This window comes from Polynucleobacter sp. MWH-Spelu-300-X4 (assembly GCF_018687515.1).
In the GTDB taxonomy this organism is placed as follows: domain Bacteria; phylum Pseudomonadota; class Gammaproteobacteria; order Burkholderiales; family Burkholderiaceae; genus Polynucleobacter.
Genome location: NZ_CP061294.1, coordinates 1578697 through 1604337, shown reverse-complemented (window position 1 = coordinate 1604337; position 25641 = coordinate 1578697). Strand labels below are relative to the sequence as shown.

The following is a 25641-nucleotide window of genomic DNA, read 5'->3' as shown; positions in this document are numbered from 1 at the left end:
TTAAGCAGCTAATTTACCAATGTCTGCCACGCGATTCATGGCTTGATGCATTTCAGAAAGTAATGCTAGACGGTTATCTCTGAGTGCCGTATCTGGATCCATGACCATGACGTCATTAAAGAAGCCGTCAACTTGGTGGCGTAATGACGCAAAAGATTGAAGTGCTAATGTGAAATTGCCTGCTTTGAAAGCCGACTGCACTTTAGGCATCACTTCATCAAGCGCTTGGGCTAAAGCTTTTTCCGCATCAAGTTTGAATAATGATGGGTTCACTTTCTTCGGGATCGCAAAATCTACTTTTTTCAAGATGTTGCCAATACGTTTATTGGCTGCCGCTAAGGCGGTAGCCTCTTCAAGTTGGCTAAACTGTCTAACAGCCGCTAAACGCTCCAAGATGTCATCAAAAAGAACTGGGGCTTGGCTGACAACGGATTCAACTTCATTCGTTGAGAAATTTTTACCATCCATCATTTGATCTTTTAGATAAGCTCTTAAACGATCTAGGATGAAGTTGTGAATAACATCAACTTTTGCGTTTTCGGCAACTTCTGCTTGAGGGAATTGCTTAAGTGTTTGGTTGATTAAATCAACCACGCTTAGTTTAATTTTCTTTTCAACCAAAATTCGACAGATACCTAATGCATGGCGTCGTAAGGCAAATGGATCTTTTTCACCTGTTGGCGCAAGACCAATACCCCAAATACCAATCAGCGTTTCTAATTTATCCGCTAGAGCGAGCACGGTGCCAATCTCTGTCTTTGGCAGGGCATCGCCTGAGAAGCGTGGCGCATAGTGTTCCATGCAGGCTGCGGCAACATCAGGATGTTCACCATCGTTGAGTGCATAGTAACGCCCCATGATGCCTTGTAGTTCAGGGAACTCGCCAACCATATCGGTTAATAAGTCAGCTTTAGCAATTTTTGCAGCTTGCTCTACTAGTGAGGTATCAATTTTTGAACCATTAGCCTGAAGTGATTGACTAATGAGGGCGCCAATTTTTTGAACGCGAGTAGTTCTTTCTAATTGAGAGCCTAATTTATTGTGATAAACCACTTTGGATAATAAGTTGGTTCTATCCGCTAAAGATTTTTTCTTGTCTTGCTCATAGAAAAATTTAGCGTCAGCAAGTCGAGGTCTTACAACGCGTTCATTGCCTGAGATGATTGCTTCTGGTGTTGATGTTTCAAGATTGGAAACAATTAAAAATTGATTGATTAGCTTTCCATCAGCATCTGTTAATGCAAAGTATTTTTGATTTGTTTGCATCGTTAGGATGAGACATTCTTGGGGGACGCCTAAGAATTCTTTTTCAAATTCACAGGTATAAACAACGGGCCATTCAACGAGTGCGCAAACCTCTTCTAGTAATGCCTCCGGCATTAAGACTGTTTTACCTTTTGCTGCATTTTGTAATGATTGGCGAATTTTTTCTAGGCGAACATCAAAGCTGGCAATAACTTTCCCCGAGCTTTCTAATTGGGCTGCATAGTTATCAGCATGAGTTATTTTGATGGCGCCATGAGATAAGAAGCGGTGCCCTAGGGTTGTGTCTTGAGAGCTTAACCCAAGAGTTTTAATTGAAATAGCTTTGTCACCATGTAAGGCAACCAAGCCATGGGCCGGTCTGACAAATTCAACATCTTGTGCTGCAGGAGTGCCAGGCGCTACTTGATAGCGCATCACTTTAGGTATCGGTAATTTAGTTAATGTTTGATCTATGGCTTGTTGCAGACCATTCGCCAAATCAACACCAGTGACTTCAACGGTTAAGTAAAAAGCTTCAGCCTTGTCTTTTCCTTGGCGCTCAAGATCTTCAATACGAGTATCAGGAAACCCTAAGCTAGCTAATTTTTTTAATAAAGGGGCGGTAGCCTGACCATTGGCATCTAATGCAATAGATACAGGTAATAATTTTTCTTGAACAGAGCGGTTCGGTGCTTTAGCTAATACGTTGGTGATGTGAACCGCTAGCCTACGTGGGGTTGCATAGCTTGTGCTAATGCTAGCATCCGCCAAAAGACCCGCTGATTTTAAATATTGCGTAATACCCTCAGAAAAACTTTGGCCTAAACGTTTTAAGGCTTTAGGAGGTAGTTCTTCTGTGAAAAGTTCTAGTAGTAGGGATGCCTGACTCATTTGACACCTCCTTGTTTGTTACACATAGGAAAGCCTAATTTTTCTCTTGAATCGTAATAAGCCTGCGCAACACTTCTAGATAGGTTGCGAATGCGTGCGATATAAGCCGCTCTTTCAGTAACAGAGATGGCACCTCTAGCATCTAGTAAATTAAACGTATGCGCAGCTTTTAAAACCATTTCATAAGCAGGTAGGGCTAGAGGAATCTCCATCAAACGTTTGGCTTCATTTTCATAGTTGCCAAATTGTTGGAATAGCAAATCCGCATTGGAGTATTCAAAGTTATAAGTTGATTGCTCAACTTCATTTTGGTGATAGACGTCGCCGTAACTAACGCCATCTGTCCAAACTAAGTCGTAAACATTCTCTACTTTTTGCAGATACATCGCTAAACGTTCTAAGCCATAAGTGATTTCACCTAAGATTGGTTTGCAATCAATGCCGCCTACTTGTTGAAAGTAAGTGAATTGAGTTACTTCCATGCCGTTTAACCAAACTTCCCAACCAAGACCCCATGCGCCTAGAGTTGGATTTTCCCAGTCATCTTCAACAAAACGAATATCGTTTTGTTTTAAATCTAGACCAAGCGCCTCTAAGCTGCCGAGGTAGAGATCTAAGATATTTTCCGGGGCCGGCTTTAGTACTACCTGGTATTGGTAGTAATGTTGAAGTCTATTTGGATTCTCGCCATAGCGACCATCTTTAGGCCTACGGGATGGCTGTACATATGCGGCCTTCCAAGGCTCTGGCCCTAGCGATCTCAAAAAAGTAGCGGTGTGGGATGTCCCAGCTCCGACTTCTAGGTCAACTGGTTGTAAAAGGGCGCAACCTTGTTGGTCCCAATAATTTTGTAGTGTAAGAATGACTTGCTGAAAGGTAAGCATATGATAGGTTTCCTGAACCTACTGATTTTACCTTTCTTGAGGCAACTAGTCGGACTTTTTATTGGAATACCAAGCCCATAACAGCAGTCCTAAGCAAAACACCAAAATGGGCGTGTTTTGCCATTTCACGAATGGTGTTTTTCCTTCGAAAGCCTGAACGGTTGTTTTTAGGCTTGTTCGAGTAAATTCAGGCAATTGAGCTGTAACCTGGCCTCGTTCATTAATTACAGCGCTAATGCCTGTATTGGTGGCTCGAATAGTGGGAATTCCTGTTTCAATCGATCTAAGTTGAGCTAAGCGTAGTTGTTGCTTGGACGCTTGGCTATCTCCAAACCAAGCTAAATTGGTTAGGTTGATCCATAACTGATGGGAGGTTTCGTTTTGACGTTTTGCTAATTCGCCGCCAAATACGTCTTCATAGCAAATCATGATGCCGGTATTGATAGCCGTATTTGTTTGTTTGATCACGAAAGGACTTTGGTTAGAGGCGCCTCTATAAAAATTTCCTAAAGGCACTCTCATGGCGTCGATGAACCACTGAAACCCTAATGGAATAAATTCACCAAAAGGCACTAAGTGTGTTTTGTCGTATCTGTAGTAGCCTAACTCTGGACCAAAGCCAAGCGCAGAATTAGCATATCGGCCATTGCCTGGTTCTCCCACAACTCCTGTCAAGATGTATTTGTTATGCCCCAAATCTTTTAGATAATTTTTATCAATTAAGTTTTCGCGAACAGGGAAAGCGGTCTCTGGTGTCACCACAAGATCAGCTTGGCTTTGTGTAATGGCTTTTTGATAAAAATTAATTTGATCTTGAATATAGTCCGGGTCAAATTTCAAACTTTGAGCGAAATTACCTTGAACTAGTTCAATTTGTATCGGGCTGCCAATTGGGGTGGTGAAGCTTAGGAAGCTTAAGGCATGAGCTGTGGCTAGACTTGCGCTGATAACAATTATTTTTTTGAACCAAGAGATTTTTATCTGACTTATAAATCCTGCCAATAAAACCGTGGCAAAGCACGAGGCTAATCCGCCTGCTAGCGGTGCTAGCGAATAAAAGGGCCCATTAATTTGGGATTCAGCAATACCTGCCCAAGGAAATCCTGTTAGCAGATAACCTCTTAGCCATTCTCCAATAGTCCACGTTGCGCCAAGTGCCCACACTTGAAGACAAGGTTTTCTAAATTGACGCGTTATGCTTATGCCTGCTGCTAAAAATATAGCCAAATAAGCAGATAGAGCTAAGACGCCAAATATGGCAAGTGGTGCGAACATGCCTCCTATATCGTGAAGGCTGATATAGAGCCACCATAGCGCGTTGGTAAAGTAGCCAAGCCCGAACAACCATGAATGGCGAAATGGCTGTTGACTAATGAGTGCTGCGTGAATAAATAAGGCCAAGTCTAGGATTAACCACCAACCCCCTAAAGGTAGCTCGGTAAGCCAAGCACCCATACAGCCTAATGCGAAAAAATAAAAAGCTTTAATCAATTCTGATGAGCGTCGCTAAAAGAACATGAATTTGGCTAGCGTCAGCTCTTTGAACTTCAAAATGAATATTGTCGATATCTAAAGATTCGCCTTTGTGAGGGACTCTGCCAAAATGTTTGAGAACGAAACCAGCTAAGGTGTCATTGTCTTCATCAGAAAAGTTGGTTCCTAGTACTTTATTGACTTGCTCTAGTTCTGTAATGCCTCGAATACGATATTTGCCTGTTTCGGCTTCGATAATGTTGTCTTCCACATCATCGGTGTCATGCTCATCCTCAATATCGCCCACAATTTGTTCTAAAACATCCTCAATGGTTACTAATCCTGCAACACCACCATATTCATCGACAACGATGGCAAGGTGATTGCGGTGCTCCCTAAAGTCTTTTAATAAAACACTTAAGCGTTTTGATTCTGGAATAAAGACAGCTGGGCGCAGCCAATCCCTTATTTGGAAGTCATCTTCTTGAGCGTGGCGTAATAAATCTTTAGCTAATAAGATGCCAATTACATTGTCGCGGTTATCTTCGTAAACAGGAAAACGTGAGTGAGCTGCTTGGATGACTTGTGCAATCGTCTCCGTCAGCGAGGCATTAATGTCAATCCAATCAATTTGAGATCTAGGTACGAGAATATCTCTGGCGGCAAGTTCGCTTACTTGAAAAACGCCTTCGATCATGGCTAAGGCATCTGCATCAATTAAACCTTCTCGCTGACCCTCCCGTAGAGTTTCCAATAACTCGGTGCGGCGTTCTGATGGCGTCGCTGGTGTTGGGGAAAGTAAATCGCTTAAGCGATCTAAAAGACTTCGTTCGGGTTCGGATGACATAATTTCTAAGGATAACGCATTTAGATGAATTTATTCATACGGATTGGGTTGCTTTATTTTTTTCAAGATAGCAATTTCCAATTCTTCCATCGCCAGGGCTTCTACTTCATCCTCGTGATCAAAGCCTTGCGCATGTAAAGTCCCATGAATCGTTAAGTGGGCTAAGTGTTGTAAAAAAGCCTTTTTTTGTTCTTTAGCTTCCTTTTCGACTACGGGAGGGCAGATGACAATGTCTGCGTACAAGTGGTCAATGCCAGGTTGTTCTTCATATGGAAACGTTAAAACATTCGTGGCGTAATCTTTCTGGCGATAAGCGGCATTTAATTTTCTGCCCTCTGCTCTACCAACAAAACGAATGGTGATGGTGGCATCTTCTAATAAAGCTGCTTGAACCCATTTCTTTAGCTTGGGTTTGGTAATCTGAAGACCCCACTTCTCCGCTAGTGCTTCACTGGCGAATTGCATATCTAACGTTAATTGATGTGTTTTTTTCTTCATTCTTTTATAAGAAGTTCGCCACGCAGAGAGTGTGGCATGGCTTCTGTAATTTTTACAGTGATTAATTTACCTAATAAACGTTTGGCTTGATCTGTATTGACATCAATTAATACCACTCGACCATTCTCTGTTCTGCCTTGAAGATGTAAGCCATCTCTAGCCATACTTTCCATCATGACCTTTTCAGTATTGCCAACCATGGTTTGATTGATTTCCCATACATGCTCATCAATTTTTGCGACGAGTTGTTTTAGGCGGGCATTTTTAACTTCTTTAGGAGTGTCATCTTTTAAGTTGGCAGCAGGTGTGCCTGGACGTTCGCTATAGATGAAGCAGTAGCTATTATCAAATTTGATATCTTCGACCAATTTCATCAATTGATTAAAGTCTTCATCAGTTTCTCCTGGAAAGCCCACAATGAAGTCGCTAGAGATGACCAAATTAGGTCTAATTGCTTTTAGTTTTTTAATAACGCTCTTGTACTCTAAAACTGTATAACCACGCTTCATACTGGCAAGAATTCTGTCTGAGCCATGTTGAACGGGCAGATGTAAATGGTTAACCAGCTTAGGTATTTTTTTGTACGCATCGATTAAACGTTGCGTAAATTCTTTCGGGTGGCTGGTTGTAAATCTAATGCGTTCAATACCTGGAACTTCTGCCACATATTCTAAAAGTAATGCAAAGTCGGCGATCTCATCTGTGCCTTGCATAGTTCCTCTATAGGCGTTGACGTTTTGACCTAGTAGATGAATTTCTTGTACGCCCTGTTGCGCAAGGCCAGCAATCTCAGTTAAAACATCTTCGAATGGGCGAGATACTTCTTCGCCACGCGTATAGGGCACAACGCAATAGCTGCAATACTTTGAGCAGCCTTCCATAATGGACACATAGGCAGAGCCACCTTCCACCCGAGCGGGAGGTAGGTTGTCGAATTTTTCTATTTCAGGAAAGCTAATATCTACTTGTGAGATGCCAGTCTTCTTACGGGCATTAATAAGTTCCGGTAAACGGTGCAGCGTTTGTGGCCCAAAAACAATATCGACATAGGGTGCTCTTGTGACAATGTGCTTGCCCTCTTGGCTAGCAACGCAACCGCCAACACCAATTAGTAGGTCGGGTTTATTTGCTTTTAATTCGCGTAAACGACCTAAATCCGAAAACACTTTCTCCTGGGCTTTTTCCCGAACAGAGCAAGTATTTAGAAGAATCACATCAGCATCTTCTGGTGTATCTGTTTGGATAAGACCTTCTTTTGCATTTAATACGTCGGCCATTTTGTCTGAATCGTATTCATTCATTTGACAGCCGAAGGTGCGGATATAAACTTTTTTCATTATTGCTTACTTAGAATAATTGAAAGGCAATCATGGCAATGATTGTTGATGGTAATGCTGCAAGAAATAAATTCAAAGCGGATATGCTTTGCTCGGGGAAGTGTTCTCTCAAAATTGATAGCCCTGCTGGATTGGGTGCGTTAGCAATGACGGTAAGGCCGCCGCCAGTAATGGCGCCAGCAACTAGGGAGTATTTGAACTCTGGGCTTGTTCCTTGCACCATCGACCCTAGGTAAGTTAGGGCCGCATTGTCAGTAATGGCTGTTAGGCCAACTGCTCCGAAGAACACTAACGCACTGTTGAGTTTTTCAAGAAGAGGTTGTAGCCACCATTGTTGTAAGCCACCAAGCACGACTAATCCTGCTAAGAAAAATGCTACTAGTAAAGCTTCTTTGAGTAGTAATGGATTTTGGTGTTTAGGATATGCGTGCGTATAGCCCATAAAGAAGAGTAATAGCCCCATAAATACTACGGGGTGATGAGCAAATATGACGATGCCAACCAGAAAGGCTAAATGAACCAAGCTAACGTTTAGTGGAATCACATCTTGTTTCGGTGATGATGTGTTGATGGTTGGCAGTGATTTATAGCAAAGTGTTGTTACTAGTAATGCATTAAAAAATACAACACTAATTGTTTTTATGCCAAATGTTTGAAATACAAAGCTAGTGCTCCAACCCCACGTGCCAGCAACCATCAGAATGGGAGGTGCAGCAAAGTTTGTTAGGGCGCCACCTACAGAGATATTTACAAATAAAGCGCCGATGGTGAGGTAAAGCAATTTGGCATTCTTGCTCTGGCTAAACACTTCTTTTTTTAGAAGTAGTGCCGCTAAAGTCATGGCTGCTGGTTCAGTAATAAAAGAGCCTAATAAAGGAACTAGGCACAATGTAATGAAGTAATTACTGGTTTGTGTATTTAGTTTGGTGACTTTGCTTAAACCTAGGCTAGTGTATTTAACAAAGGTAGACGCTAAAAATAAAATGGGTTTACTGGCGGAGACCACCATGATGGCAAATACAAATAAAGGCTCGGTGTAATTGCGACTTTCCAAATACTCGATGGCTGGACCATGGTTTCCATAAAGAAAGGCCATGCCAATAATAAGAATCAGTGCCCAAAAACCAAAAACAGTTTCAACCTCTCCAATCAAATGCCAAAGACCTGCATGATTAGGATATTTATGCGCTAAATGCTCAAAAAAAGATGCCGAAAATGTGTGCAAGATTGCGACACAAAATAAAGAAGTGGCAAGTAGTTCTATATGAGTTGCTGACATAAATGGTTAATTTTGTAGATTAGTTATATTTTACGTGGCTAAAAAAGCAAAACCGCCTAAATAAGGCGGTTTTTGCGGGGATTTATCGTATTAAGGTCTTAAATACGCATATTTTTGCTTGAACTGAAGGTTTGCTACTTCGGCAACGCCGGACGGTACGATTTTTGCCTCTAGAACAACTTGTTCTTTGGGTATTTTGCGGGCTTCTAAGGTGTTATTACAAGCTCTAAATTCAACACCTCGGCTAGCTAGCTCACCAATGGGGCCGGCAAACTTAACGCCAGACATGTTTTCAGCGCCTTCTAAAAGAAAGTCGATTCCGGCGCCATGTGTCACAACCACTATTTTTGCAGTTGGATCTGCATTGAGGTGGTTGCGAATATTGCCAATGGCTCGACTGGCTTGTTGAATGCCTTCACTTAGGTGGTAAACCACTTTTACCGGTTCAGCCTGAGCAGGTCCAGTAAAAAATAGGCTTAAGCCTAAACCTAAACCGACGAGAGTTCGTTTTAACCAGTTATTCATAAAAGATAGTCTAAATGAAAACGGCTCACATAGGTGAGCCGTCAGTATTTGGTGGCGAATCAGGGATTCGAACCCCGGACCTGCGGATTATGATTCCGTCGCTCTAACCGGCTGAGCTAATTCGCCAAAGACCGATATTTTAGCATAGGAGTGGCGTTTTTTAAATGTTCGGAACTATGCCTAACTCTACCCATCTTGTTTTGCCGGTAAAAAGGTTACGGTGCCCAATCCTGCGAGTGGGTGTCTAACCCTGTTGGATAGAGTGGGGAAATGGTGTTTTGGATGGGGTAGTGGTGTCGTGTTTAACACGACAGTGGATAAAAAAGCCACCCGAAGGTGGCTTGTAAGTATTGCTAAGGAATATTTAAAAACCGGCTGTATAAGTAGCCATTGTTGATAGCGTATTAGTTCTTTGGAAGGCTTCTTCTCTATAAACAGCATTTAGACTAACTCGCTGTGTTTTATCAATATCAAGATACGCACCAACATTAGCTGAGCCACGTAATCTCTTAATGTTTGGGTTAAAGGCGATATCTGTTAAACCAGTAACACCTGTTGCTGAATAGTTGTTACCACGATTCGTTGTATCTAGTTCAGCACCAAGACCGGCCAATACACCAAAGTTAGACATTAATCGACCTGATAAATTAATACCCGCTAAAGCTGTTGCTGCTTCTTGCTTTAACTCGCTATAAGTTAAAGGGGTTGTAACAGCATCAGATTCTGTATAGCCACCTGCTCTTACTTTTGTATAACGAGCACCTAAATATGGGCTAGCGACCCAATTCACTATCACGGGTGCGTTATAACTAACAACAGCGCTAACACCTTGAGTATTTAGACGAGTTTTACCTGTACCAGCTTCGCCACTAGAACCAACAGTTTCACGAGTAACTGTTAAGTCTTTATCGCCATAACCTGCTGCCACCTTAAGCTCTAAACCATTGCCTGATTTATCAGCATTCCAAACACCAAATACACCAAACATTGGCTTGCTATTACTTAAGTTAACGCCTGTACCTGTGTTAACGGATAAGTTTTGATCTACCCAAGCACCAAGACGAACATTAGGATGTACTTTATAAGCACCGATTACTAATCCATTCGCGGCTTTTGTTTCACCAGTATTCACACGGTTGTAGCGGCCACCAACACTGACGCAAATACCATTTTTATCAAAGATAGAACAGTCATAACTTAACCCTGCTGTTAGCGTAGATGTTTGAAGGGCGTAAATACTCTTTAATGCATTAGCTGATAACTCAAGAGATGATTGAGTATCCGCTGCTGTTGGGCCGGCAAGCATCACGTCTAACTCCCAAGTTGTTCCGGAAGTATTTACTAAAGACCACTTATATGCGCCAAATATTTGGTTGGTATAAGGCCCTGTTAAATTCGAAGCACTAATACCAGTTAAAACTGAAGAATATGTACCTACAGCAAGAGTAGAACCAGAATAAATTCCAAATGTAGTTTGCCCAGTAACTGAGTATCCAGCTAAGCGCCCGAATTGAGTTGGGCTATTAACAATAATGTTGTAATTAGTAGGCAAAATACCTTTATAAGTTAAAGGAGACCCGGAGCCCTGGAGGTTATTGAGCTCGCCAATCGAACCATTTTGATTGTAAATGGCGTAATTACTACCCCCACTGATAGTTCCGTAGTTTGTAATTGTGGTGACCGATGAGTTGCCCCCAGACATCCAAATAGCAGCTGGTCCACCAGTACCATCAATAATGCCCCCGCTTCTATTTTCGATAGTGCCAATTGATGAAAAAAGATCTAGTTGTATGGCAGCATTAGTGCTACCTTGTCCGTTATTAACTTGAATACTTCCTGTATTAATAAGTGTATTGATGCGAGTAATTGAGTCTGTTAGTGTGCCGTTACCATACAACCAAATACCTGTGCCTGTTTGACCTAAATATTGACTGGCTCCAATAAATCCACCATTAGTTAATGTATCAATACTGGTGTCAGAAGTGTAACCAGTTAGTCGAATGCCTGCCCACGGGCCTTCCACATATTTTGATGTATTAATTGTTACGTTTCCGCCGGCCACGCCTAATACTTCAAGACCATAATTATTTCTCCAATACATCCAATTTGATGGGCCACTTGCGGAGAGGTTCGCGTCAATCATTAAATTTTCACTGGCACTCAGAGAATATGTATTTGTTGTATTTGTAGAAATAGTTGTATCAATAGCGAATACGTTTCCCGCAAAACAAAGCGAGGTGAAAAATGGAATGGCAGATAATTTAAATTTCATTTATATAACCCTTATAGATATTAGGGTTAACTCTAGTGAAATTTATAAGTAAGTGGTTTTGGTATTTATATGAATAGTTAACCTATTTATATGAAATATTGTTTTTGATGTTTTATATAACCATCTTGTATGTAAAAATTTTCGAATGCATAGATCTAAACATACAGTTAATTTCAATTGGTTATTAGAGGCAGCTGAAACATCAGAGGAACTATTTGATAGCCAAGATATACCTTGGACAAAAACCCCTATGCCTGAAGCAATTGGTGAAGGCGGTTATGAAGGTTGGTTTTTAACAAATGGAATTGCGATTTATCGTTCTAACTACAAATTTCCAAAAGAAATTAGTGGGCAGTTAATACCACTAGCAAAAGTTTCTGGACAATTTGCTGAGCCGACATTAATGATTCAAACCCTCTTGAAGGGGCGTGTAATTCATCGAGATCAACTTGCCTCAAATGATTTAATTTATGGTGATGGCGTAGATTTATTTCGATTCTGTAATGAGGTTTCAGTTACGCCAATCATAGACACATCTAGTGAAATTGAAATGATTTCGGTCATGATTGGAAAAGCATCTTTATCGGCATTGATAGGAGAAGTCTTAGCCAATCAGTTAATTAGAAATCTTGGGTTAAATCCAATGCCTAAAGTTGTCGTTAGGCCAATCCCTAGTTATGTAAACAGCCCACTGCAAAATTGTTTGAAATCCCAATACTCTCCTACGCTTAAAAAAGTTTTAGCTCAAGCTAGGGTGCTAGATTACCTTTCAGAATTAACTAAATTTATTTGCGAAGATCAGGATAAAAAGATACCAACTAGTAAGCAAAAAAATAAAAGGGCTCAGCAAGTTCACCAGTATCTGATTACCCTCGAAGGAAAACTTCCAACAATTAATTCTCTTGCTGCTCAATTTGGGAAGTCTGCCAGAGTTTTGAATGAGGAATTTGAGCAAGAGTATGGTGAGTCTATTTATAACTTTATTTTCAATCACAGACTTAATGCCGCACACGAAGCAATCATCAATTCTTTAGTGCCCCTGAAGCAGTTGGCTGAGAAATTAGGCTATGCACACGTTAATCACTTTAGTGCAGCATTTCGCAAGAAATTTGGATATTCCCCTGGAAGTTTAAGGAAGAAATATTGATGGTGATGGGCGTTGCTCATTTTTATATCAGCGCATATCTTAGTAATAAGAATGGTTATTATTTGTGATAAGGTTATATTTTATATAACTAAAAAATAGCCAGCCGTAGAGAGTCTAGTTCTCTAATTTGTAGCCAGCCAACTTTCAATAAAGGTGGCTACATGCGAATTAAAAATAAATCTAGCGGTATCTCTATACCCGTATCAACGATCCTAGCAGCAATTCTGTTTCCGTCGACTAGTCATCTTGCAATGGCTAAAGAAGAAACTCAATTGCCAGCTATTCAAATTCTGGGTTCTGAGTCAGAGTATAAAAATATCCCCGGCTCATTATCTGTAGTTACAGAACGTGAACTTCAAAGTAATCAACCAGTTTCAGCACAAGATGCATTAAAGAAAGTGCCCGGTGTGAATGTTGTTGAAACAGATGGATATGGTTTTTATCCACGTATTGGTATACGCGGTATTGGTTCGACCATGAGTAAAAAAATATTGCTCTTAGAAGATGGCGCTCCTATTGCGTTAGGTCCTTATACAGATCCATCTAGTTATTACAGTCCACCCGTTGAGCGCATGGAGAAAATTGAAGTTTTAAAAGGCAGCGGTTCTTTGGCATATGGGCCATCGACTATTGGTGGTGTGGTTAATTACATTACCCGAGACCCATCTAAATTAAATGGACCAAGAGTGAAGTTATCTGCTGGAACTCAATCTAGTAAAAATATATTAGCTGAATACGGGACTCGCTGGGACGGCCATCATGCAAGCATTTCTATGCTGAAAAAAGATGGTGATGGTTGGCGTCAGACACCATTTAACTTAACTGATGTCGTAATAAAAGCGGGGACGCAAATTGGTTCTAATCATTATCTGGGTCTTAAGTACACCAATTATGATCAATCCTCAAAACATACCTACCTAGGTCTAACGGAGTACGAGTATCAAACTAATTACAAGCAGAATAAAGCTATCAATGATCAAATGTTTCTTAGTAGAGAAAGTCTTGATCTGACTGCGGTTAGTGATTTAGGCAATGAAGCTACTTGGAAAAATTTACTGTATTGGAATACAGCCAATAGAAATTGGTGGCGGCAATCACATACTCAAGGAAGTGACCCAGTTGTAACAACAATGGGTTCAACTGTGGATGGGCGGTTGAGGAAGTTTGATGTTCTAGGTCTTGATAGTAGATTAACTAAAAAATATAAATTAGCAGATCTCGATCAAGAAATTCATGTTGGGATTCGAGCACATGAAGAACAAATGAATAATCGTAGGGCTAGAGCCATTGGCCTAAGCACTTATGAGGTTGATGCTGCCTATACATCTGGTGACTATGTTGGAGGTTATCGAGAGCGAGATATGCGTAAAGCAAAAGCAATTGCTTTATATCTTGAAAATAGAGCACAGCTAAATAATGAATTAACTGTTACGCCAGGCCTTAGGGTCGAGCGTTATAAACAAGATCGAGTTAATCAGATGACACAAAAGTCTGGCGCTAGCTCAAATACGGAGTTTGTTCCAGGTGTGGGTGTCACTTATGACATGGCAAAAGATTCGGTAATGTTTGCTGGTGTTCATAAAGGTTTTGCGCCACCAACTGTGGCGGATGCGATTTCTTCAACGGGGGTTCCCGAAGATTTACACGCTGAACGAAGTACTAATTTTGAGTTAGGGCTACGGGGAAAATGGTCGCATGGAGATTATGAGTTCACGGTATTCAGATTAGACTTTGATAATCAGATTGTTTCCAAGTCAGCCTCGGGTGGTTCTGGGACTCAGTTAACTAATGCTGGCAAGACTTTAAATCAAGGGGTTGAATTTGCTGGTAGTTGGAGGCCTGACAACCATTGGAAATTGTCCGGAGCCTACACATGGTTGCCTGTCGCCAAATTAGATAGCACAAGAATGATTTCTGGGAAGAATAGAGATGGGAATCGATTAACCTATGCTCCCAAGCACACGCTTAACGCTAGCTTAAATTACGACACCAATCGTTGGTCTAGTGGCATTGGCATGGCCTATATTTCAGAACAATTTAGCAACTTGGAAAATACAGTTGAGCCAAGCTCTAATGGTAGATCGGGTGTTCTGCCTGGATATACCGTTTATCAGCTAAATGGCGATATCAAGATTGATAAAAAGACAAAAATTTTTGTGTCAGTTAAAAATTTATTTGATAAAAAATATATTTCATCTAGGGCGCCTGAAGGAATTTTCCCCGGAGTTGGCAGGATGGTTATGGTTGGACTGGATAGCAAGTTTTAATAAATTTTGAGCAATAAAAAACGGCAGCCTTTTGGGCTGCCGTTTTACTTTTTCTAACTACTGACTAGTATTTAGTCACCAGCATAGATGTCTACGTCTTTTGTTTCACGCATGAACAATGTACCGATAACCAATGTCATCGCGGCGATGATGATTGGATACCAGAGACCGTAGTAGATGTTACCGTTTTGCGCCACAAGAGCGAACGAAATAGTTGGTAGCAAGCCACCGAACCAGCCGTTACCAATGTGGTATGGCAATGACATAGATGTGTAACGAATACGTGTTGGGAACAATTCAACCAAGTAAGCAGCGATTGGACCGTACACCATTGTTACCAAGATCACCAAGTAAACAAGCAATGCTAGAACAGCAGGGATATTTACTTGAGCTGGATCAGCCTTAGCTGGGTAGCCAGCAGCATTCAACGCATCACGAACAGATTTCTTGAATGCAGCATCTTTAGCTTTAGCTTCATCAGCTGGAAGACCTTTTGAAGAGTAGCCTTCAATTTCTGTATCACCAATTTTTACCTTAGCAACTGTACCTGCGGCTGCGCCAACAGTTGAGTAGCTAGCAGAGTTACTTGCCATCACTTGTTTTGCGATATCGCAAGAACTTGTGAACTTAGCTGTACCTGTAGGGTTGAATTGGAAAGTACATTCTGCTTCATCAACAGTAATCGTTGCTGGAGATGCAGCCATCGCTTTTTCCAATGCTGGGTTGGCATAGTGTGTCAACGCATTGAATACTGACAATGGTGTATTTGGAATGTAAGTGATGATGGCAAGCAACAAGCCCAACATAATGATGAGTTTGCGACCAATACGGTCAGACAACGCACCAAATACGATGAAGAATGGCGTACCAATTACTAGTGAGCCTGCGATTAATAAGTTAGCAGTCTTAGCGTCTACCTTCAAAACTTGAGTTAAGAAGAATAGGGCATAGAACTGACCTGTGTACCAAACCACAGCTTGACCAGCAACTAGACCGAAAAGAGCCAAGATAACAATCTTCATGTTCTTCCATTGACCAAAAGCTTCTGTCAATGGCGCCTTAGATGTTGTACCTTCTGCCTTCATTTTTTGGAAAGCAGGAGATTCGTTCATAGATAAACGAATATATACAGATACACCTAAAAGCAAGATTGATACCAAGAATGGAACGCGCCATCCCCAGTCTTCGAATGCTGGGCCAGTGAATTCACGAGTGAACAAAATCACTAACAATGAAAGGAACAAACCAAGAGTTGCAGTCGTTTGAATCCAAGCAGTGTAGGCACCACGTTTACCGTGTGGAGCATGCTCAGCTACATAAGTAGCGGCACCACCGTATTCGCCACCCAAAGCCAAACCTTGCAACATCCGCAAGATGATCAAGATAATAGGAGCTGCTGCACCAATTACCGCATAGCCTGGTAACAAGCCTACGATGAAAGTTGCACCACCCATGATCAAGATTGTGACCAAGAATGTGTATTTACGACCAATCATGTCACCAAGGCGACCGAACACCAAGGCTCCGAAAGGACGTACGATGAAGCCTGCCGCGAAAGCTAGCAAAGCAAAAATGAACGCAGAACCTGCATCAAGACCAGCAAAGAATTGCTTAGCGATGATGGCAGCTAGCGAACCATAAAGGTAAAAGTCGTACCACTCAAAAACCGTTCCCAGCGATGATGCAAAAATAACTTTGCGCTCTTCGGCGGTCATCGGCGCGGCTGCAGTTTTAGCCATGTTTCCTCCTATTTATTGATAAAAAGACTCTATAGGTATAGAACCTCAAAATGCATCATTCTGTTTGGCACTTACTAAAGTCTGACGGGTTAGGGAAATCACTTACAAATCAGTGTTTTTAATGGGCTTTTTTTCGTATTTATGCATTTTTGAGGCATAAACCCATATTAATAGTAGGTATATAAGCAGAGCTCCTTGAGCGCCCCACCAGTAAGTGAATTCCCAACCAAAAAAGGAGAACCTAAGAAAGTTCGGGGCGACCCCTACTAACAAAGTAGTTAAAAACCAAATGATGAGTAGCATTCGCGTTAAGCGTTTGTTTTTTGACCAGGTTTTCATGCTCTACCTACTGGCAAATAGACTCTCATACAAGTGCCGTATTTGAGAGGAGTCTCTTGGTATACATTTTCAAGAATTTCTAATTTGCCGCCATGTTGGGCAGCAATTTCTTTAACAATCGCAAGTCCTAAGCCACTGCCTTCTACATCACTACCCAAAACTCGATAGAAGCGCTCTAAAACACGTTGCCTTTCTTCTGGTGGAATGCCTGGGCCGTTGTCCTTTACCTCAACAATTAATATGCCGGGGCGATTGGAGTGCCGAACGTTTACAGTAACGTAGCCCCCTTTGGGCGTGTATTTAATGGCGTTATCAATCAGGTTATTAAATAACTCTTTCAGCATGACTGGGTTGCCATACATTTGGAGTGTGCTGGTAGAGGATTCGTATCCCAAATCAACACCTTTTTCCCAAGCAGTATTTAGCCAATTTTTTGTTGCGTCTTCCGCTGCCTGAGATAAGTTAATAAGAATTTTCTCTGTTAGGTTGGAAGTGTTTTCCATTCTGGCTAAGGACAAGAGCTGCTGAACTAAATGTGTTGCCCGCGTTGAGCTGTCAGCGATTTGTTCTAAAGATCTTTGTAATTCTGCTGGGCTACTTTCTCTTTGCGCCAGCTCAGCCTGCATTCTTAGTCCTGCCAAAGGGGTTTTTAATTGATGTGCAGCATCGGCAATGAAGCGTTTTTGTGATTGCACGGAATCCTCAAGCTGGTACAGCACATCATTAAAACTAGAAATAAGCGGCATGATCTCTTGGGGTGCAGCGCGTTCTTCAATCGGGCTGGTATCGTCGACCGTGCGATTACGAATCCTGTTTTGTAAAGCATTTAAAGGTGCCAAGCCTCTCGTTAAGCCAAACCAAACTAAAACAACCACGATAGGCAAAATGATGAATTGAGGAAGAATGACGCCCTTAATAATTTCATTCGCCAGTTGAGCTCTTTTCTCTAAAGTCTCAGCTACCTGAACAAGAATTAACTTATTGCTATCGGTTTTATTGGGGGCAATATAGGTTGCGGCAACTCTTACTTCTTCGCCGCCAATTCGGGCATCTCTAAAAGTAACTAAGCCGATTTGCAAAACATCATTTTCGTGAGGAAGAGGTAGATCTTTATCTCCTGCAATGAGGTTGCCAAAGCGATCAATAACTTGGAAGTAAATAGAGTCATTTTCATCAGCTTTCAAAATTTGACGAGCCGACATGGGTAGGCTCAGTTGCGTCTTGCCATCGACTTCTTTGATTTGTTGGGCAATCGCTTGAACGGTATTTTCTAGGTTGCGATCAAATGGCGCATTTGCGATAGATTGTGCGACTAGGTAAGTAACCGCAATACTCATTGGCCACAGTAATAGCAATGGCGCGAGCATCCAATCTAAGATTTCTCCAAATAGAGATCTAGGGCCTTTATTGACAGGCCTTGCATCATAGGACTCTGGCGGCAGAAGTTGTTGCAGCTCAACATCGACTGCTGGATTAACGTCTGCCATATTAATTAAGCAACTGGATCTTTAGCTTGAGGTGCTTGAAATTTTTCTAAGCAATAACCAAGACCACGAATGGTTGCGATTCGAATTCCGCCAATTTCAATTTTTTTGCGTAAACGGTGTACATAAACTTCAATGGCGTTATTACTAACTTCTTCTCCCCACTCGCAGAGATGGTCAACCAATTGATCTTTTGATACAAGCCGCCCCACTCTTTTCAATAGAACTTCTAGCAAACCTAATTCTCTTGCTGATAGTTCAAGCATTTTTTCGTCGATATAAGCGACCCGACCAACTTGGTCAAATTGTAGGGGGCCATGTTTGACCACGGTTGGGCCACCACCAGTGCCGCGTCGAGTTAATGCTCTGACGCGGGCTTCTAGCTCTGAAAGTGCGAAAGGCTTAGCCATGTAATCATCCGCACCGTTATCTAAACCTTTAACGCGCTCTTCAGTTGAATCCGCAGCTGTCAAAATCAGTACGGGTAGCATTGAATTACGTGAGCGCAGACGTTTCAATACTTCCATGCCAGTCATTTTGGGTAGGCCTAAATCTAAAATTAATAGGTCAAATGCTTGCGCAGACAGAGCTAAGTCAGCAGACTGGCCATCTTTTACATGATCTACCGCATAGCCAGATTGGCGTAATGAACGGGTTAAGCCATCAGCTAATACGCTATCGTCTTCAGCAATCAGAATTCTCATACAACCTTATCCGGTAATTCCTACAAATTAATAAGATTTTGCCTACATTCCTAGGCAAGATATTTACTTTTAATGCATATATTCTAGCTAAGCACAAAAAATGCCTTGCGCAGACTACTGTTTTTATATACAGTTATTACTGTGAATTAAGCAAATATGACAAAAATACACCTAATTTTAAATAAGGACGATTATGGAAGACCATAAGAAGAAATCTGGCAGCGCTTCAACTGACATTGATGGTATGAGCGCTGATAAGCAAAAAGCATTAAATGCGGCCTTAGCTCAGATTGAGAAGCAATTTGGTAAAGGTTCCATCATGCGTTTGGGTGATAGTGATATTGCTCAAGATATTCAGGTGGTATCGACGGGCTCTTTAGGCCTTGATATCGCTCTAGGCGTTGGTGGCCTAGCCCGTGGTCGCGTGATTGAAATTTATGGCCCTGAATCTTCAGGTAAAACGACTTTAACTTTGCACGCTGTAGCGGAAATGCAGAAGTTAGGCGGTACATGTGCCTTTATTGATGCTGAACATGCTTTAGATGTTCAATATGCCGCTAAATTAGGCGTTGATGTTAATAATTTATTAATCTCTCAACCTGATACAGGTGAGCAAGCATTAGAAATCGCTGATGCCTTGGTGAGGTCTGGATCCATTGATTTGATTGTGGTTGACTCTGTTGCAGCGCTTGTTCCTAGAGCGGAAATTGAAGGTGATATGGGTGATTCATTGCCTGGATTGCAAGCTAGATTAATGAGCCAAGCGCTAAGAAAGTTAACAGGTACGATCAAGCGTACGAATTCAATGGTTATCTTTATTAACCAAATTCGTATGAAGATTGGCGTTATGTTTGGTTCACCAGAAACCACAACTGGCGGTAACGCTTTAAAGTTTTACGCTTCTATGCGCTTAGATATTCGTCGTATTGGCAGCATTAAGAAGGGCGACGAGGTAGTGGGCAATGAAACACGTGTGAAAGTGGTTAAAAATAAAGTTTCCCCTCCATTTAGAGAGGCTATCTTTGACATCATGTATGGCGAGGGTATTTCTCGCCAGGGCGAAATTATTGATTTAGGTGTTGAATGCGATATCGTTGAAAAGTCAGGCGCCTGGTACAGCTATAAAGGTGATCGTGTTGGTCAAGGTAAAGACAATGCCCGCGAATTCTTAAAAGAAAACCCTGAAATTGCTAAAGAAATTGAAGCAAAAATTCGTGAGAAATTAGGGGTTAAGGGCGGATCTATTATTTCTGCTCAAGAAATCGCTGATGCCTGAGGTTGCAGGCCCTAGCCTAATGGCAAGGGCTTTACGTTTTCTTTCACGTAGAGAGCATAGTAGGCAGGAGCTTCGTAAGAAGCTTCTGCCTCATGCAGCTGATAATCCAACGCAGTTGGATGAGCTTCTAGATCGTTTAGAAAAAGAGTCTTGGCTATCTAACGAACGATATGCTGAAAGCTTGGTGCGCCGTAAGTCTGAGCGTTATGGGACTTTACGCATTATTGATGAGTTAAAGCAACAATCAATCCCAATTGAAACCATTGATCGTTTAAAGGAGACCCTTAAAGAAACTGAGGGTGAGAGGGCTTGGGCTCTATGGTCGAGAAAATATGGCGAAGCTATTGCCACTGATCCTAAAGATCGAGCTAAGCAAGTTCGTTATTTGGTAAGCAAGGGATTTTCATTAGATTTAATTATTAAAATCACCTCTGGCAGATATCAGCCACCTTCAATCAATTTTGATTAGGGTTAACACCGTCCTGGTGTAGACTTTAGTGATGTCTTCCAGTCCTATTTCTCGCCAATTAATCCACACTCGGAAAATACATACTCAAGTTTTTCGGCGTGAGGATGGTTTGTGGGATATTGAGGCGAGTTTGCTAGATACCAAAGGTAAAGACTTTCATTTAGCTAGCAGCATGCGCGCAAAAGGTGAGCCTATTCACCAAATGTTACTCACTATTACGATTGATACCCAATTTAACGTTTTAGCAGCCAAAGCCGAATCATTAGCTGTTCCTTATCCAGGTTCTTGTGAGTCAATTACCCCAGCATATGAAAAGTTAGTGGGTCTTAACTTAATCTCTGGCTTTAGAGCTGCCGTAAAAAATCTATTTAAAGGTATGAAAGGCTGTTCGCACATCACTGAGCTTTGCTCAGTTTTGCCAACAGCGGCCATCCAGGCTTTTGCAGGCGAGGTTTTGCAGTCTAAAGTTGAGGGTGAGGCCCATCCTGACCAAATGCCCTTTCAGTTGAATGGTTGTCACGCACTTCGAACAGACGGCGAAGTAGTTAAAAAATATTACAAAATTTGGTATGGAGCGCCTCTGGTTGCGCCTGAAATGCGAAAACCAGGGTCTAGTGACTGAAAAAGGGATAATAGATAGCTTAGTTGTTAAAAATATACAGAGAAGACAGAGTTAAGTAAGTTAAAAACATTAGTATTTTGCGACTATTAAAGAGGGAGCCTCAATGAAGATCCATGAGTACCAAGGCAAGGAAATCTTGCGTCAATTTAACGTGCCAGTGCCAAATGGCGTTCCGGCATTAACTGTAGATGAAGCTGTTGAAGCAGCTAAGAAATTAGGCGGCCCAGTATGGGTTGTTAAGGCTCAAATTCACGCAGGTGGCCGCGGTAAAGGTGGTGGCGTTAAGGTTGCTAAGAGCTTAGATGAAGTTAAAACATATGCAACTCAAATTTTGGGTATGCAGTTGAAAACTCATCAAACTGGTCCTGAAGGTCAGAAAGTTCGTCGTTTATTGATTGAAGACGGCGCTGACATCAAAAAAGAATATTACGTAGGTATCTTGACTGACCGTGCAACACAATCAGTAGTTGTAATGGCTTCAAGCGAAGGCGGCATGGATATTGAAGAAGTTGCTGCTAAGACCCCAGAAAAAATTATCAAAGTGTTTGCAAACCCGTTAGTTGGTTTGACAGATGCTGATGCAGCTAAGTTAGCTCAAGGTATTGGTGTTCCAGAGGCTTCACAAGCTCAAGCAAAAGCTGTTTTGCAAAGCTTGTACAAAGTTTATATGGATACAGACGCATCATTGGTTGAGATCAACCCATTGATTTTGGAAGGTAACGGCAATATCAAGGCTTTGGATGCGAAATTCAATTTCGACTCAAACGCATTGTTCCGTCACCCAGAAATCGTGGCTTACCGTGACTTGGATGAAGAAGATCCAGCTGAAGTGGAAGCTTCAAAATTTGATTTAGCCTACATTTCATTAGACGGCAACATTGGTTGCTTAGTGAATGGTGCAGGTTTAGCGATGGCGACTATGGACACTATTAAGTTGTTCGGTGGCGAGCCAGCAAACTTCTTGGACGTAGGTGGTGGTGCTACTGCTGAGAAAGTAACAGAAGCTTTTAAGATCATGTTGAAGAACAAAGATGTTAAAGCGATTCTAGTTAACATTTTCGGCGGCATCATGAAGTGTGATGTGATTGCTGATGGTGTGATCACTGCATGTAAAGCGGTGAACTTGAGCGTACCTTTGGTTGTTCGTATGAAGGGTACAAACGAAGAGCTCGGTAAGAAGATGTTGGCTGAATCTGGCCTGCCGATTATTAGTGCAGACACGATGGCTGAAGCAGCGACTAAAGCTGTTGCAGCAGTTAAGTAAGCCACGAAAGGAATTTAAATGTCTATTCTTATTAATAAAAACACACGAGTTATTACTCAAGGTATCACTGGTAAAACTGGTCAGTTCCACACTGAAAAGTGTCAAGAGTACGCAAATGGTAAAGAATGTTTTGTTGCCGGCGTGAACCCTAAAAAAGCTGGCGAGAAAATTTTTGATATTCCTATTTATGCGTCAGTAAAAGAGGCTGCTGCTGAAACAGGTGCAACTGTTTCTGTGATTTACGTACCACCTGCTGGTGCTGCAGCTGCTATTTGGGAAGCTGTTGAAGCGGATCTTGATTTAGCAATCTGTATTACAGAAGGTATTCCTGTTCGCGACATGTTAGAAGTTCGCAACAAGATGGCTGCTAAAGAAGCTAAAGGCGGTAAAAAGACTTTGTTATTGGGACCAAACTGCCCAGGTTTGATTACGCCTGATGAAATCAAGATCGGCATCATGCCAGGTCACATTCATCGTAAGGGACGTATTGGTGTAGTTAGCCGTTCTGGTACTTTGACTTATGAAGCTGTTGCTCAGTTGACAGAAATCGGTCTGGGCCAATCTTCAGCGGTTGGTATTGGTGGTGACCCAATTAACGGTCTTAAGCACATTGATGTGATGAAGGCTTTTAATGATGATCCAGATACTGATGCTGTGATCATGATTGGTGAAATTGGTGGTCCTGACGAAGCTGAAGCAGCCCGTTGGTGCAAAGCTAATATGAAAAAACCTGTTGTTGGCTTCATTGCTGGTGTAACTGCCCCTGCAGGTAAGCGTATGGGCCATGCTGGTGCGTTGATCTCTGGTGGTGCTGATACAGCAGATGCTAAGTTGGCTATTATGGAAGAGTGTGGCTTCACAGTGACACGCAATCCATCAGAAATGGGTAAATTGCTAAAAGCGTTGTTGTAATATTCGCTCTAAGGGCAAAAAAATCAACGGGAGCCTGGCTCCCGTTTTTTATTCATAAAACAAAAAAGAAGATGACATGGAATTTTTCACAACAATAGACTGGGCAGTAATTGCTCAAATTATCATGATTGATGTCTTGTTAGGTGGTGATAATGCCGTAGTAATTGCATTGGCTTGTCGAAATTTACATCCAAGTCAGCGTCGCCGAGGAATTATGTGGGGAACGGTTGGGGCTATTATTTTGCGTATTATTTTGGTGATTTTTGCGGTCACATTACTAAAAATACCGTTCTTAAAATTTACTGGTGGTATTTTGTTGCTATGGATTGGCTACAAGTTGATGGTTGAGACGGCAGATGATGGTGATCATGAGTTGGAGGCATCTGACAAGCTTTGGACTGCAGTAAAGACTATTATCGTTGCCGACATTGCTATGAGCGTGGACAATGTTATTGCTATTGCTGGCGCAGCTGGTCAGGTTGATGCCGCTCATCATCAGTTTGGTTATATTGTTTTTGGTTTGTTAGTCTCTATTCCGTTAATTGTTGGTGGTAGTCAGATTGTTTTATATTTGATTGATCGATTCCCAATCATTGTTACATTCGGTGCGGGCTTATTAGGCTGGATTGCTGGCGGCATGATTTTCACCGACCCTGGTTTGATTCAGTATCTTGGTAATTACATTGAAGCATATTCTACTGTGGCTGGTGTTGTGGCTGCATTGAGTGTGATGTCTTTGGGAGAGTTAACGAAACGAAACAAGCAAAAGAAATAATTTTTTGCTGTAGTTTGATTCAACACAAAAATCAGCATTTTCTTACAATGTTGTGATCCCCCAAATCATTAACTATCTGGGATGATAGTGGGTGTTAACGGAGGTATTATTAAACATGAATGAAGGTAGACGTAATTTGCAGTTAAAAGAGAAAAACGGTTTCACTTTAATTGAGTTGATGGTTGTGATTGCCATCATTGGTATCTTGGCAGCTATTGCTGTGCCAAAGTATCAGGACTACATTGCCAAAACTCGTATTGCCGAAGGTTTAAGTCTTGCTGCTGGCGCGAAATTGGCTGTAACGGAGGTTTATTCAGGTAAGGGTGCTGCGGATATGGCTTTGGCGACAGAATCTATTTTTAAAGCCACAACAACCAACAGCGTTAAAGAAGTGAAAATTGATAAGAGCGGGGCCATTCATATTTCATATCAGAGCAACGTTGCACCAGAAGGGCAAAATTTACTTGTTTTGAGCCCAGTTAATGATGTGGCAAACGGTGAAGCAGTGGCAGTTGATTTAAGTGATGCCAAAGCTAAACCTTGGGCGGGTGTTTGGAGCTGTAAATCTACTCAAAATACATTGGATTCCAAACTATTACCGAGTGACTGCAAATAATCTAGACAGTTAGCTCGCAATTAGTAAATAAAACAAGGGAGCTATTTATAGCCCCCTTGTTTTATGGTCACCAGTCATTTTTCAAGTAAGCGCACATCTAAAATTACTCTATCTCTATCTAAGATTGCATTCTAAAACTTCTCCAGAGTTAGGGTAAGTAGGATAGAAATAAAACAAGGCTTTATATGGGGGGAATGGTGCATCATTTCTGAAATAGATGTTGGTTCGTGAGGGGCGCGCTAAAAGTTAAATTTAGAACTTATTAAGTGTTATAGTTTTTACAAATTAGAAGGCTTCCCGTGAAAAAAATAATTTTTATTGTTCTTGTTTTGTTTGGTTCAAGTGCCTATGCATATGATGGCATGACTAGTGAACTTAGTCATGCAGCAGGCGGCGCTGCAATTGCAGCGGTTGTAACAAAAATTGCTGATGACTCTCCTAATCGAGCATGGATTGGGTTTGGTGTTAGTGCCACCTTGGGTGTTTTAGCTCAAGGTTATGAGATGTCTGTTCAAAAAGCAAAGTTTTATCCTTCACTCTTGGATGCTGGCTCGCATGCCTTAGGTGCGGCCTTGGGTGCTTGGGTGACTGATAAATATTTTTTAACCCCTATTGTTTCCCGTTCGTATAGTGGAGTAATTTTACATAGGCAATTTTAATAAAACTAAAAGTGCGGGATTGGCAATGCCTCACCCCAGCTTGCTAATGTAAGTTCTATCTATATCGCACTTCAATGCAAGCTCTTCTTGGGAAAGAGCAATAGATTTTCTCGGGCT

General features: G+C 41.6%; 24 protein-coding genes and 1 tRNA gene. 10 read left to right on the top strand and 15 right to left on the bottom strand.

Annotation, left to right across the window (positions count from 1 at the left end):
- The 10 genes from glyS to ICV01_RS08070 form a co-directional block, all read right to left on the bottom strand.
- On the bottom strand, positions 1-2136 hold the full coding sequence (gene glyS / locus ICV01_RS08115) for a glycine--tRNA ligase subunit beta (protein WP_215287320.1): 2136 nt from the start codon (positions 2134-2136) through the stop codon (positions 1-3).
- Positions 2133-3020 (bottom strand): glycine--tRNA ligase subunit alpha, encoded by an 888-nt coding sequence (gene glyQ, locus ICV01_RS08110; RefSeq protein WP_215287318.1) that lies wholly within the window; start codon positions 3018-3020, stop codon positions 2133-2135. The genes glyS and glyQ overlap by 4 nt, the downstream gene beginning before the upstream one ends.
- A gap of 45 nt (positions 3021-3065) precedes the next feature.
- Entirely contained in the window at positions 3066-4475 is a 1410-nt protein-coding gene (gene lnt, locus ICV01_RS08105) for an apolipoprotein N-acyltransferase (RefSeq protein WP_215287309.1), read from the bottom strand.
- Between the two features lie 28 nt (positions 4476-4503).
- Entirely contained in the window at positions 4504-5340 is an 837-nt protein-coding gene (locus ICV01_RS08100) for an HlyC/CorC family transporter (protein WP_215287307.1), read from the bottom strand.
- A 30-nt stretch (positions 5341-5370) separates the two neighbouring features.
- Positions 5371-5838, bottom strand: coding sequence for an rRNA maturation RNase YbeY (ybeY, locus tag ICV01_RS08095; RefSeq protein WP_215287299.1), 468 nt, complete (start codon positions 5836-5838; stop codon positions 5371-5373).
- Positions 5835-7178, bottom strand: coding sequence for a tRNA (N6-isopentenyl adenosine(37)-C2)-methylthiotransferase MiaB (miaB, locus tag ICV01_RS08090; RefSeq protein WP_215289186.1), 1344 nt, complete (start codon positions 7176-7178; stop codon positions 5835-5837). The genes ybeY and miaB overlap by 4 nt, the downstream gene beginning before the upstream one ends.
- Before the next feature lie 7 nt (positions 7179-7185).
- Positions 7186-8454: a putative Na+/H+ antiporter gene (locus ICV01_RS08085; protein WP_215287291.1), complete on the bottom strand. Its 1269-nt coding sequence runs from the start codon at positions 8452-8454 to the stop codon at positions 7186-7188.
- 90 nt (positions 8455-8544) lie between these two features.
- Positions 8545-8979: a DsrE family protein gene (locus tag ICV01_RS08080; RefSeq protein ID WP_215287289.1), complete on the bottom strand. Its 435-nt coding sequence runs from the start codon at positions 8977-8979 to the stop codon at positions 8545-8547.
- A gap of 49 nt (positions 8980-9028) precedes the next feature.
- A tRNA-Met gene (locus ICV01_RS08075) sits at positions 9029-9105 on the bottom strand.
- Between the two features lie 238 nt (positions 9106-9343).
- Positions 9344-11251 carry an autotransporter outer membrane beta-barrel domain-containing protein gene (locus tag ICV01_RS08070; RefSeq protein WP_215287287.1) on the bottom strand — a complete coding sequence of 636 codons (1908 nt, stop codon included), beginning with the start codon at positions 11249-11251 and terminating at the stop codon, positions 9344-9346.
- A gap of 250 nt (positions 11252-11501) precedes the next feature.
- Between ICV01_RS08070 and ICV01_RS08065 the strand changes: the two genes are divergently transcribed.
- The gene (locus ICV01_RS08065; protein ID WP_215287285.1) at positions 11502-12398 is read left to right on the top strand and encodes a helix-turn-helix transcriptional regulator; all 897 of its coding nucleotides are present in this window, start codon (positions 11502-11504) and stop codon (positions 12396-12398) included.
- Between the two features lie 161 nt (positions 12399-12559).
- Positions 12560-14665: a TonB-dependent siderophore receptor gene (locus ICV01_RS08060; RefSeq protein WP_215287283.1), complete on the top strand. Its 2106-nt coding sequence runs from the start codon at positions 12560-12562 to the stop codon at positions 14663-14665.
- A 71-nt stretch (positions 14666-14736) separates the two neighbouring features.
- On the opposite strand, the gene ICV01_RS08055 is transcribed toward ICV01_RS08060, so the two are convergent.
- The 4 genes from ICV01_RS08055 to ICV01_RS08040 form a co-directional block, all read right to left on the bottom strand.
- Positions 14737-16404 carry an MFS transporter gene (locus ICV01_RS08055; RefSeq protein ID WP_251369342.1) on the bottom strand — a complete coding sequence of 556 codons (1668 nt, stop codon included), beginning with the start codon at positions 16402-16404 and terminating at the stop codon, positions 14737-14739.
- 102 nt (positions 16405-16506) lie between these two features.
- Entirely contained in the window at positions 16507-16743 is a 237-nt protein-coding gene (locus tag ICV01_RS08050; protein WP_215287281.1) for a DUF4212 domain-containing protein, read from the bottom strand.
- On the bottom strand, positions 16740-18230 hold the full coding sequence (locus ICV01_RS08045) for a sensor histidine kinase (protein ID WP_215287280.1): 1491 nt from the start codon (positions 18228-18230) through the stop codon (positions 16740-16742). Before ICV01_RS08045 ends, ICV01_RS08050 begins: the two co-directional genes overlap by 4 nt.
- 5 nt (positions 18231-18235) lie before the next feature.
- On the bottom strand, positions 18236-18931 hold the full coding sequence (locus ICV01_RS08040; protein ID WP_215287278.1) for a response regulator transcription factor: 696 nt from the start codon (positions 18929-18931) through the stop codon (positions 18236-18238).
- A gap of 193 nt (positions 18932-19124) precedes the next feature.
- Between ICV01_RS08040 and recA the strand changes: the two genes are divergently transcribed.
- The 8 genes from recA (at position 19125) to ICV01_RS08000 (ending at position 25524) form a co-directional block, all read left to right on the top strand.
- The gene (gene recA, locus ICV01_RS08035; RefSeq protein WP_215287277.1) at positions 19125-20207 is read left to right on the top strand and encodes a recombinase RecA; all 1083 of its coding nucleotides are present in this window, start codon (positions 19125-19127) and stop codon (positions 20205-20207) included.
- A complete protein-coding gene (gene recX / locus ICV01_RS08030) occupies positions 20200-20676 on the top strand; it encodes a recombination regulator RecX (RefSeq protein ID WP_215287276.1) in 477 nt (158 codons plus the stop codon). The genes recA and recX overlap by 8 nt, the downstream gene beginning before the upstream one ends.
- A 31-nt stretch (positions 20677-20707) precedes the next feature.
- The gene (locus tag ICV01_RS08025; protein WP_251369341.1) at positions 20708-21298 is read left to right on the top strand and encodes a DUF2889 domain-containing protein; all 591 of its coding nucleotides are present in this window, start codon (positions 20708-20710) and stop codon (positions 21296-21298) included.
- A 103-nt stretch (positions 21299-21401) separates the two neighbouring features.
- A complete protein-coding gene (gene sucC / locus ICV01_RS08020) occupies positions 21402-22562 on the top strand; it encodes an ADP-forming succinate--CoA ligase subunit beta (protein ID WP_215287274.1) in 1161 nt (386 codons plus the stop codon).
- Between the two features lie 18 nt (positions 22563-22580).
- A complete protein-coding gene (sucD, locus tag ICV01_RS08015; RefSeq protein ID WP_088813015.1) occupies positions 22581-23474 on the top strand; it encodes a succinate--CoA ligase subunit alpha in 894 nt (297 codons plus the stop codon).
- Positions 23475-23550: 76 nt separating this feature from the next.
- The gene (locus tag ICV01_RS08010; protein ID WP_215287272.1) at positions 23551-24249 is read left to right on the top strand and encodes a TerC family protein; all 699 of its coding nucleotides are present in this window, start codon (positions 23551-23553) and stop codon (positions 24247-24249) included.
- Positions 24250-24364: 115 nt separating this feature from the next.
- On the top strand, positions 24365-24865 hold the full coding sequence (locus ICV01_RS08005; RefSeq protein WP_215287270.1) for a pilin: 501 nt from the start codon (positions 24365-24367) through the stop codon (positions 24863-24865).
- 299 nt (positions 24866-25164) lie between these two features.
- A complete protein-coding gene (locus ICV01_RS08000; protein WP_215287268.1) occupies positions 25165-25524 on the top strand; it encodes a hypothetical protein in 360 nt (119 codons plus the stop codon).
- A 30-nt stretch (positions 25525-25554) separates the two neighbouring features.
- On the opposite strand, the gene ICV01_RS09150 is transcribed toward ICV01_RS08000, so the two are convergent.
- Positions 25555-25626 carry a hypothetical protein gene (locus ICV01_RS09150; protein ID WP_371817479.1) on the bottom strand — a complete coding sequence of 24 codons (72 nt, stop codon included), beginning with the start codon at positions 25624-25626 and terminating at the stop codon, positions 25555-25557.
- Positions 25627-25641: the final 15 nt, after the last annotated feature.